9 protein-coding genes are annotated in these 9,092 nt (G+C 62.2%); 5 read left to right on the top strand and 4 right to left on the bottom strand.

Translation table 11 applies throughout. The features are described 5' to 3' along the window. Positions 1–394 precede the first annotated feature (394 nt). From EPN98_RS24410 to EPN98_RS24390, 5 genes are all read left to right on the top strand, one after another. On the top strand, positions 395–1,498 hold the full coding sequence (locus tag EPN98_RS24410) for an amidohydrolase family protein (RefSeq protein ID WP_293365614.1): 1,104 nt from the start codon (positions 395–397) through the stop codon (positions 1,496–1,498). An 18-nt stretch (positions 1,499–1,516) separates the two neighbouring features. Further along, positions 1,517–2,779 carry an acyl-CoA dehydrogenase family protein gene (locus EPN98_RS24405; RefSeq protein ID WP_293365612.1) on the top strand — a complete coding sequence of 421 codons (1,263 nt, stop codon included), beginning with the start codon at positions 1,517–1,519 and terminating at the stop codon, positions 2,777–2,779. Between the two features lie 53 nt (positions 2,780–2,832). Further along, positions 2,833–3,183, top strand: a complete 351-nt coding sequence (locus tag EPN98_RS24400; protein ID WP_293365610.1) for a hypothetical protein — start codon at positions 2,833–2,835, stop codon at positions 3,181–3,183. 46 nt (positions 3,184–3,229) lie between these two features. Beyond that, positions 3,230–3,934, top strand: coding sequence for an MBL fold metallo-hydrolase (locus EPN98_RS24395; protein WP_293365609.1), 705 nt, complete (start codon positions 3,230–3,232; stop codon positions 3,932–3,934). A 112-nt stretch (positions 3,935–4,046) separates the two neighbouring features. Further along, on the top strand, positions 4,047–4,259 hold the full coding sequence (locus tag EPN98_RS24390) for a hypothetical protein (RefSeq protein WP_293365608.1): 213 nt from the start codon (positions 4,047–4,049) through the stop codon (positions 4,257–4,259). A gap of 96 nt (positions 4,260–4,355) precedes the next feature. Here the strand turns inward: EPN98_RS24390 and EPN98_RS24385 are convergent, their stop codons facing one another. The 4 genes from EPN98_RS24385 to EPN98_RS24370 form a co-directional block, all read right to left on the bottom strand. Next, on the bottom strand, positions 4,356–5,255 hold the full coding sequence (locus EPN98_RS24385) for an SDR family oxidoreductase (RefSeq protein WP_293365607.1): 900 nt from the start codon (positions 5,253–5,255) through the stop codon (positions 4,356–4,358). A 25-nt stretch (positions 5,256–5,280) separates the two neighbouring features. Then, positions 5,281–6,837: an AMP-binding protein gene (locus EPN98_RS24380; RefSeq protein WP_293365606.1), complete on the bottom strand. Its 1,557-nt coding sequence runs from the start codon at positions 6,835–6,837 to the stop codon at positions 5,281–5,283. A 120-nt stretch (positions 6,838–6,957) separates the two neighbouring features. Then, positions 6,958–7,350, bottom strand: a complete 393-nt coding sequence (locus EPN98_RS24375; protein ID WP_293365604.1) for an OB-fold domain-containing protein — start codon at positions 7,348–7,350, stop codon at positions 6,958–6,960. Then, the gene (locus tag EPN98_RS24370; protein ID WP_293365603.1) at positions 7,347–8,522 is read right to left on the bottom strand and encodes a thiolase domain-containing protein; all 1,176 of its coding nucleotides are present in this window, start codon (positions 8,520–8,522) and stop codon (positions 7,347–7,349) included. Before EPN98_RS24370 ends, EPN98_RS24375 begins: the two co-directional genes overlap by 4 nt. Positions 8,523–9,092: the final 570 nt, after the last annotated feature.

The raw sequence follows: 9,092 nt of genomic DNA, 5'->3' as shown, positions 1-9,092 counted from the left end.
GGGGCGCACATCTGCATCGGCGCCCCGCTGGCAAGGCTCGAGGCCAAGCGTGTGTTCCTGCGGCTGGCTGAACGCTTTCCCCGCCTGCAACTCGCCGAGGCGGGCCCACCGAAGTGGCGGACCCTGCCCTTCTTCCGCGGCATCGAAACTCTGACCGTCGTCGGCGAGCCCGGCTGAACCTGGCTCACCCCGTCGCTCTTTGACCGACAGACCGTAGAACTCAACTCCTCAAAATTGGCGCGGAGTTCCAGGCCGACGTTTGTTGCTGCTCGAAGACCCATATCCGCGAGCTCAATGACCACATGTTGGTGTCTGGCGGTGACATATATATGCTACGCTGCGGATCCAACGTCACCGTTGAAAGCACCAATTCCTCAGCCGAGTGGGGTCGCGAATGATCAAGAAGCCGATATCCGCGGACTCGCACATCACCGAGCCGCCGCATTGCTACGTGGACTACATCGACCCGAAGTTCCGCGACCGCGCCCCGCGAATGGAGCGTCTCGCCAAGATTGGCGACGTGTTCGTCATCGAAGGCTTGGCCTCGCCGATTCCGATGGGACTGGTCGCCGCCGCAGGCAAGGACCCCGCGGAAATCACGACCCACGGCGTGGCGTTCGAGGACCTGTGGCGGAGCGGCTGGGACGCCAAGTTTCGGGTCGCCGACCAGGAAAAGGACGGGATCGCCGCCGAGTTCATCTACCCCACGGTTGGAATGATGCTCTGCAATCATCCCGACTTCGACTTCAAGAAGGCCTGCTTCGAGGCCTACAATCGATGGCTGCAGGAATATTGCGGTGAAGCTCCGGACCGCCTTTACGGTCTGGCGCAGGTTTCCATGCGGACACCGGAGGACGGCGTCGCGGAAATCCTTCGCGCGAAGGAGATGGGCTTCAAAGGCGTGATGATGCCCGGCAACCCCGCCGTCGAAGACTACGACTCCACCGTCTACGACAAGGTCTGGGGGGCCGCCGTCGAGTGCGACATGCCGCTGTCGTTCCATATCCTGACCGGCAAGTCGGACAGCCTGGGAAACCAAACGCGCGGCCCGCGCATCAACAGCTTCCTGTCCATCATCCGTGGCTGCCAGGACGTGATGGGAACGTTCATCTTCGGCGGCGTCTTCGACCGTTTCCCCGATCTGAAGCTGGTCTGCGTCGAGGCCGACGCGGGCTGGGTGCCGCACTACATGTATCGCATGGATCATGCGTACAAGCGCCACCGCTACTGGATGAAGGCGCCGCCGCTCAAGCGGATGCCGAGCGAGTACTTCATGGAGAACATCTACGTGACCTTCCAGGACGACTGGGTGGCGTTCAACATGAAGGACATGTGCAATGTCCGCCGGCTGATGTGGGCCAACGACTTCCCGCACTCCGACTCCACCTGGCCCCTATCGCAATCGATGCTCGAGGAACACACCAAGGGCCTGAGCGAACAGGAACGGAACTGGATTTGCCACGACAACGTGGCGGAACTGTACGGGATCGCCGTCTGACGACTACGCAGTCTAAACATGGCCGTTCTAGCGAGGTTGGAAACTGATCGCGTCTCTTCAAACAATGGAGTTCTTCTAGTGGCTGACGGCGCAGAGCAGACTATCGAGGTTTTTCGCCAGGAAGTGCGCAGCTGGGTCGAGGTCAACTTCCCCCCGGACCTTAAGGGGCTAGGCAACCCGATCATGCTTGAAGAACGGCCGAAGCCGACCGAGGAACAGGTCGCTTGGCGCAAGGCAGTCGGCGAAAAGGGCTGGGGAACGCCGACGTGGCCTGCGCTATATGGCGGTGCGGGACTTTCGCCGGCCGAGGCCCGCGTTATCCACCAGGAATTTGCGCGTGCGGGCGCCTACAATCCGATCGGGGGAATGGGCGTCATGATGTTCGGCCCGACCTTGCTCGAGTTCGGCACCGAAGAACAGAAGCTGGAGCACATTCCGCCCATCTGCCGCGGCGAAGTTCAGTGGTGCCAAGGCTACTCCGAGCCCGGGGCCGGCTCTGACCTGGCGTCGCTGCAAACGCGGTGCGAGGACATGGGCGACCACTATCGGATCAACGGCCAGAAGATTTGGACGTCGGGCGCCCAATGGGCGGACTGGTGCTTCTGTCTTGTCCGAACCGATCCGACGAAGAAGCATGAAGGCATCTCGTTCGTGCTCTTCACCATGCGCCAACCGGGTGTCGAGGTCCGGCCCATCAAGCTGATCGCCGGAAGCTCGCCGTTCTGCGAAACCTTCCTGAAGGACGTCCGCGCCGAGAAGAAGGATCTGGTGGGCCCGCTGAACGCCGGCTGGACGATCGGAAAGCGGCTCCTGCAGCACGAGCGCTCCAGCATATCGAGCATGGGAAACGCCCTCGGCGGCTCCGCGGCCCTCCCAGATCTCGCCAAGGCCTATGTCGGCGTCGACACGCAGGGTCGCCTCGCCGACCGCGACCTACGGACCCGGATCGTAGCAAATGAGATGGACGGGCGCGCCTTCCAGCAGACGGCGATGCGGGCGATGGCGGAAGCCAAGGGCAATTCCGGCCCGTCGGCGGCGACGTCGATCATGAAGAACGCCGGCACCCGCTGGATCCAGGACCGGGCCGAACTCACGCTCGAGATCATGGGTCATCAAGGCCTGGGCTGGGCGGGCGAGGATTTCGCCCCAGCAGAATTGGAGGCCGTGCGCAGCTGGCTGGGCGGAAAGGCCAGCACGATCTATGGCGGCAGCCAGGAAGTGCAGAATAACATCATCTCAAAGCGGATCCTGGGCTTGCCCGATCTGACCTCGACCCACTGAGCGAGTGAGCGAGTGAGCGTGGCAGAACTCGCGAGGGGCGAGCAGAGGCTTAAGTGTCAGCCGTGGTTGGACAATTGTTCAGCCTGGATTTCCACTGCCTCGATGCGGCTCGCGACCATGACCAACGGGAGGCCGCGATGCTGGGTTGGCAAGTTGGGGCGGTGAAGATCACCCGGATCGTGGAACTCCAGATTCCGATCCCGTACAATCGAGCCAGCCCCTTCTGGGCCGAGGCGACGCCCGAGGCGTTGCGAGCCATCCCGTGGCTGTACCCGAATTTCGTCAACGAGGAGGATCAGTTGCTCCTGTCCATCCACGCGCTGCTGGTGGATGCGCCGGGCCTGCCGCTGGTGGCGGATACTTGCATCGGAAGCGATCGGCCCCGGTCCATTCTGCGTGGATAGCCGCTGGCCACCGGCTTCCTGCAGTCCATGGCTGAGGTCGGATGCCGTGGTCTGCACCCACCTGCATGTGGATCACGTGGGCTGGAACACCAAGCTTGAGGATGGCGCGAGGGTTCCGACAGTTCCAAATGCCCGCTACGTGCTCGGCAAGACGGAATTCGCCCACTGGAGCGCGGGAGGCGACGAGGAGCAGCAGGAGATTCTGTGGGATTCCGTGCAGCCTATTCTCGACGCCGGCCTCGCCGAGTTCGTCGAAATGGATCACCGCATCTCGCCCCACCTGCGGCTCGCGCCCAGAACAGGACACACGCCTGGCCACGTCAGCGTGATGATCGAATCGGAAGGCGAGTCTGCGGTCATCACCGGCGACATGAGCCACTACCCTGCCAGATGGCCCATCCCGACTGGTCTCCCTCGTTCGACAGCGACCCAAGGGCGGCGGCAGCGACCCGCGCGCGACTGTTTGCCGAATGGGCCGACAAGCCGATCCCGGTCATCGGCGTTCACGACGCGGCGCCGACGGCGGGATACTTGTTGCGGGAGGGCGCCGGGTTCCGATTCAATGCCGCGGCGATGGACGGACAGCAGCGTGACGTCAGGCGAGTCCGACAGCCTCGAAAACGACATCGGGTGGAGTTCAATGGATGATCTCGTGCTCCGCGCTGATCGGGCCGGCATCTGCCAGCTGACGCTGAACCGGCCGGACAAGCTCAACGCGCTGAATGTCGATCTCTTCAAGGCGCTAGACTAGGGGCCCACGTCGCCGACCTGGAGGCGGTGCCGGGCGATGCTTCTCGGCGGGCCACGATCTCGGCGACGTCGCCGCGGGCGAAAAGCTTTCCCGCCCCAACTACCAGTCGCATGTGATCGAGCGTCTCGCCGACCTTCCCTTGCCGGTCGTCAATGCGGTGCACGGCCGAGATGGTGCTCACCGAGAACACTCGATCGCGCTGGCGGGCGGTTTGTCGCTTCGCCGTAGGAAGGTGATGGACCGCTACCGGCTGGAGATCGTCGGGGCCGCCTCGCAGCGGTCGATCTTTACCGTGCTCGGCTGCTTCGTCGAGATCATCAACTAGGCCAGGACGCAACCGGCGGACCCGGCACCCACGATCACATAATCGAACTGATCCAGCTTATCCGCCACGTCTCGCCTTGCCCGGTCGGGAACCGCCTCAACCGCCAATCGCATCGGGCTGTCTCGACTTGCTGATGAGGTCCTTGACGATTGGGCCGAGTTCGTTCGGGTCGAAACGCCGCTTCGGATTTATGGCCGGCCCGCGACGCCAGCGCTCGAAGACTGTCAGCCGCCCCCCTGTGGATTCGAAGACCTGGCCGGTTACCTCCTTCGCCTCGCTGCTCCCGAGCCAGACGACGATCGGTGCGATATTGGCCGCATCACGGGGGTTCCATTCACCCGCGGGCACATCGATGGCGTAGCCGAGATCTTCCGTCATCCGGGTAAGCGCCCCCGGCGAGATGGCGTTCACCGTGACGCCGTAGCGCGCGAGCTCCATCGCCGCGGTAATCGTAAAGGCGGCAATGCCCGCCTTGGCCGCGCCATAGTTGCATTGCCCCTGATTGCCCAGTAACCCGGAAACAGAAGTAGTATTGATGATCCGAGCATCGACTGGATTGCCTTCCTTGGCGCGCGCCCGCCAATAGTCAGCGGCGTGGCGAGCTGGACAAAAGGTGCCGCGAAGATGGACCTTGATGACCGCATCCCATTCGTCGATCGCCATATTGGCCAGCATGCGATCGCGCAAAATGCCAGCGTTGCTCACGAGAACATCGAGGGTGCCAAAAGTCGCGGTCGCCTGATCGATCATCCGTTTGGCGCCCTCCCAGTCCGATACGTCGTCGCCATTGGCGACCGCCTCTCCACCCATCGCCCTGATTTCCGCCGCCAGGGCCTCGGCGGGCTCGCTCGATCGGCCCTCGCCAGTCCGCTCGCTACCGAGATCATTCACCACAATCCTGGCGCCTTGGCGCGCGAACTCCAGGCAGTGCTCCCGCCCGATACCCCTCGCCCCACCCGTCACAATGACGACGCGCCCCTCGCACAATCCAGCCATGCCCAGATCCTTGTTTCGTTGGATTTTAGATCTTCTTCTCGCCCTGCCAGTATCTATCGCGGACCGTTCGTCGCACGATCTTGCCGGTCTCAAGCCGCGGAAGATCATCGGCGAAATCGACGGTGCGCGGGCGTTTGTAAGTGGCGAGGCGCGCTGCCGCGAAGGCCAGTATTTCTTGGGCAAGCGCCTCGTTGGGTTCGTATCCTTGGTTGAGTTGGACCACGGCCTTGACTTCTTCGCCCCAGTCCGGGTTAGGCACGCCCACCGTCGCCACATCCTTGACCGCCGGGTGTTGGAGGACCTCCTGATCGATTTCCGACGGATAGATATTCACTCCGCCAGAGATGATTACCTCGGCGCTTCGACCGGTGAGAAAGAGAAAACCATCCTCATCTACGTAGCCCAGATCGCCCATCGTATAGAACGCTCCACGGTAGACGCTTGCAGTCTTCTCCGGAGCTTTGAAATACTCGAACCTCCCGGTCGCAGGCGCCTCGAAATAGACGGTGCCAACCTCACCCTGCGGTAACTCCTTACCATTTTCATCCTGAATCTGCATGACGACCCCCGCAGTGGGCCTGCCTACCGAGCCAGGCTTGTTCAGCCATTCGGCCGGCTCGATGAACACCCCGCCGCCTTCGGTCGCGCCATAGTATTCGAAAAGAACGGGTCCTAGCCATTCGAGCGCCGCCTGCTTCACATGAACCGGACATGGAGCCGCGCCGTGAAGCACCCAGCGCAGGGATGAAGCTTCATATTTCGAGCGGATGCTGGGGGTGAGCTGGAGGAGCCGATTGAGCATCGTCGGCACAACGTGGGTATGGGTGACGCGATGCTGATCGACCAAACGGAGCATTGCCTCCGCATCCCATTTGTCCATCAGTAACGTGTGAACCCCCGCGGAGAGCGGGAGCAGGAGATTCAGGCTCAGAGGTGCGGCGTGATAAAGCGGTCCGGTCACCACCGAAACGTCGTCTGCGCCACTGAACTGCGCGGTCTCGACCATTTTTGCAAAAAGAGAGGAAGCCGGTGGCGCGCTCCCTCGATAGACTCCCTTAGGATGCCCCGTCGTACCCGAAGTGTAGAGCATCTGACTGCCCAGAATCGGATTTGGAACATTCTTGCCGGATTCGCGCGCCATCAACGTGTCGTATGACGCGAAACCCTTGATCGGCCCGCCCACCGCGAGCTTGACGTGCAGACCAGACGTTGCGGAGGCCGCTTGGATCGCGGCTGCCGCAAGGTGTGCGTCAGCGACGAAGGCCTTAGCCTCGCAGTTCTCGACGATATACGCGACTTCGTCAGCAGTAAGGTGCCAGTTGACCGGCGTTAGTCGGAACCCGGCGCGTTGGCAGGCGATGACCGTTTCGACGAATTCGGGTCGGTTAGCGCAGAGAAGCGCCACCCCATCGCCGGGCACCAAGCCGGCGCCCCGCAGCAACTCGGCGAGACGATTGGCCTGAGCGTTCAACTCCGAAAATGTGCGGTCGCCTCTTTCGGACGAAATCGCAAGGCGGTCTGGTGCGCGCGCGGCGTGCCAGGCGACAACCATGCCGTTGGCCGCAGCGTCCTCGAACGACATCCTAAGCATGGGTCACACCGTTTAGCCTCAAGCCGAGCAACGGCTTATTGGATTGGGGAGCGATCTGAGATGGTCGCGCCATATCCGATCGCGGAAGGCGCTTTCGATTCGGCGAGGCGGTCATAGAGGGGTGAACATCGGAATTGCGCAGCCGTCTTCGGCCTCGACAAAATGAACACGGACCCTTTGCCCGATACAAAGCGCCCCGGCATCGCAGTCAACGATGTTGGTCAGCATCGTTACGCCCTCATCCAGGGTTACGTAGGCGATGATGTATGGCGGATCCGCCTGGCGCGTGACGGCGAAACTATAGATTTGACCGAGGCCCGATGTTTCCTTGAGCCCGGTGTCAGTTGAGTAGCAGATTGGGCACATCGAGCGCGGGTAGTAATGGTTTTGGCCGCACGCATTACAAAACCCGACCATCAGCTGGCCTTGTCCCGCCGCCTTCCAGAACGATTTATTCTCGGCGTTCGTGACGACGCGGCGCTTGATTTTGTTCAGATTGCTCATGCGTCCTGATGTCCGAGAACAAGGGTCGCGCTTCCCATGCGGGAGCCAAGAAGCCCTCCGGTTCCGTGCGCCAGGGCGATGTCACAGTCGGGCACCTGGACGCGAGGATGGGCCTCGCCCCGGACCTGACGAACCGCTTCGATGACTTTTGTCATGCCGCCACGGTTGCCCGGGTGGTTGTTGCATAGCCCTCCTCCGTCAGTGTTGAACGGCAAGCGCCCAACTCCGGAAATGAGGTTGCCGTCGGAGACGAACCGCCCCCCCGCTCCCTTTTCGCAGAATCCGAGATCCTCAATGGTCTCGAGCACCGTGATCGTGAACGAGTCGTAGATCGATGCGTACTTGATGTCCTTCGCCGTCACGCCTGCCTCTTCGAAGGCCTTCAGACCCGACCAGCGCGCGCCAGAAAACGTCAGATCGACCCGTCCCGCCGAGAGATGTTTGGGCGCCTCGCCGGCGCCCAGAACCTTGACCAGGGGGCGTCGCAACCCTCTGGCTACGGCTTCGCTGACGACGACCAAGCCTCCCCCGCCGTCGGTAATCACGCAGCAATCGAGCCGGTGAAGCGGATCCGCGATCATCGGAGAGGCCAACACTTCGTCGACCGTCACTATGTTTCGTAGCCTGGCGTTCTCATTGTACTGAGCATGATGCGAGGCTGCGACCTTGATCCAGGCCAGCTGCTCGGACGTTGTTCCGAACTCATGCATGTGGCGCTTTGCGCACATCGCATACATGTTGGCCACGTTTGCGCCAAACGGCGCCTCGAACGGAAAATCCGGCGCTTCGGTGTTGTGAAACCTGCCCGACTTGCCCTCTTTTGCGTCCGCTAAGGGGCGCCCCGCTAGCGTGATGAGCGCGATGTTGCAGTGACCGGCCGCGATCGCTTGCGCCGCATGATTGACATGGACCAGATAAGAGGAGCCGCCGGTTTCGGTGCTGTCCATGTGCCGTACGTTCTGCAGGCCGAGGTACTCGATCATGTTGAGCGGACCCAGGCCAGGCGCATCGCCGGCGCAGAAGTAGGCGTCCACATCACCCATGCTCAGCCCGGCGTCAGCGAGCGCCGCCTTCGCAATTTCGGCATGCAGTTGCGCGAGCGTCTTGTCCGCCGCCCCCCTGCAGGGATGCTCATAGATACCTGCGATGAAGGCCTTGCCTCGAATGCTCACGTCCCGCCCCTAACTCAGTCGGCCCCTGAGGCCACATCACGGCGAAGGGATTGCCTGCGACCCACGATTTTCAATTCTTGGCTAACCCATCGCCAGGCTGGCCGGGTTCCATCAACGCGAATCTGGCAGCCCGTCGGTGCGATCCCTGTTTCCCATGTACGAGAATGAGAAAAACACATATATGTCAGATTGGGTCAAGACTCCGGATGGCGACCCGAATTGCTCTGGTGGTCGCCAAGGGGTAGGCGCCGCCCCGATCACCGTGGGCAGCGTGGGCATTGGAGAGCCGCGCCGGCGGACCTCGCGCAGTAGGGTGTCGTTGCTGGCGGGCCGCTTAACTCCGCCCGCCCGCAAGCCGCCCTGTTCTACCCCTGATCAGACCGCTGCCGTCGGCTCGATCCTCTGTGCTGAGCCCTGCGACTTGAACTTCTCCTGTTCCTTCTCGTCGCATCGGAAGGTGGCCGTTCTCAGCCTTGTTGTTGGCCTTCGGTCCGCCCTTTCAGTCCGAGTTCGCGCAAGGCCACGCCGTAGGACGTCAGCTTGTCGGTGGCGATCGCCGCCGGCGGCGCA

The sequence above is a fragment of the Phenylobacterium sp. genome, assembly GCF_004299445.1.
GTDB lineage: Bacteria > Pseudomonadota > Alphaproteobacteria > Caulobacterales > Caulobacteraceae > Phenylobacterium.
This window is presented reverse-complemented; position numbering and strand designations above follow the sequence as displayed.

Bases quoted from the DNA above. Each gene is read 5' to 3' on its own strand.
- EPN98_RS24410 (WP_293365614.1), top strand. From the start codon at position 395: ATGATCAAGAAGCCGATATCCGCGGACTCGCACATCACCGAGCCGCCG.
- EPN98_RS24405 (WP_293365612.1), top strand. From the start codon at position 1,517: ATGGCCGTTCTAGCGAGGTTGGAAACTGATCGCGTCTCTTCAAACAAT.
- EPN98_RS24385 (WP_293365607.1), bottom strand. From the start codon at position 5,255: ATGGCTGGATTGTGCGAGGGGCGCGTCGTCATTGTGACGGGTGGGGCG.
- EPN98_RS24380 (WP_293365606.1), bottom strand. From the start codon at position 6,837: ATGTCGTTCGAGGACGCTGCGGCCAACGGCATGGTTGTCGCCTGGCAC.
- EPN98_RS24375 (WP_293365604.1), bottom strand. From the start codon at position 7,350: ATGAGCAATCTGAACAAAATCAAGCGCCGCGTCGTCACGAACGCCGAG.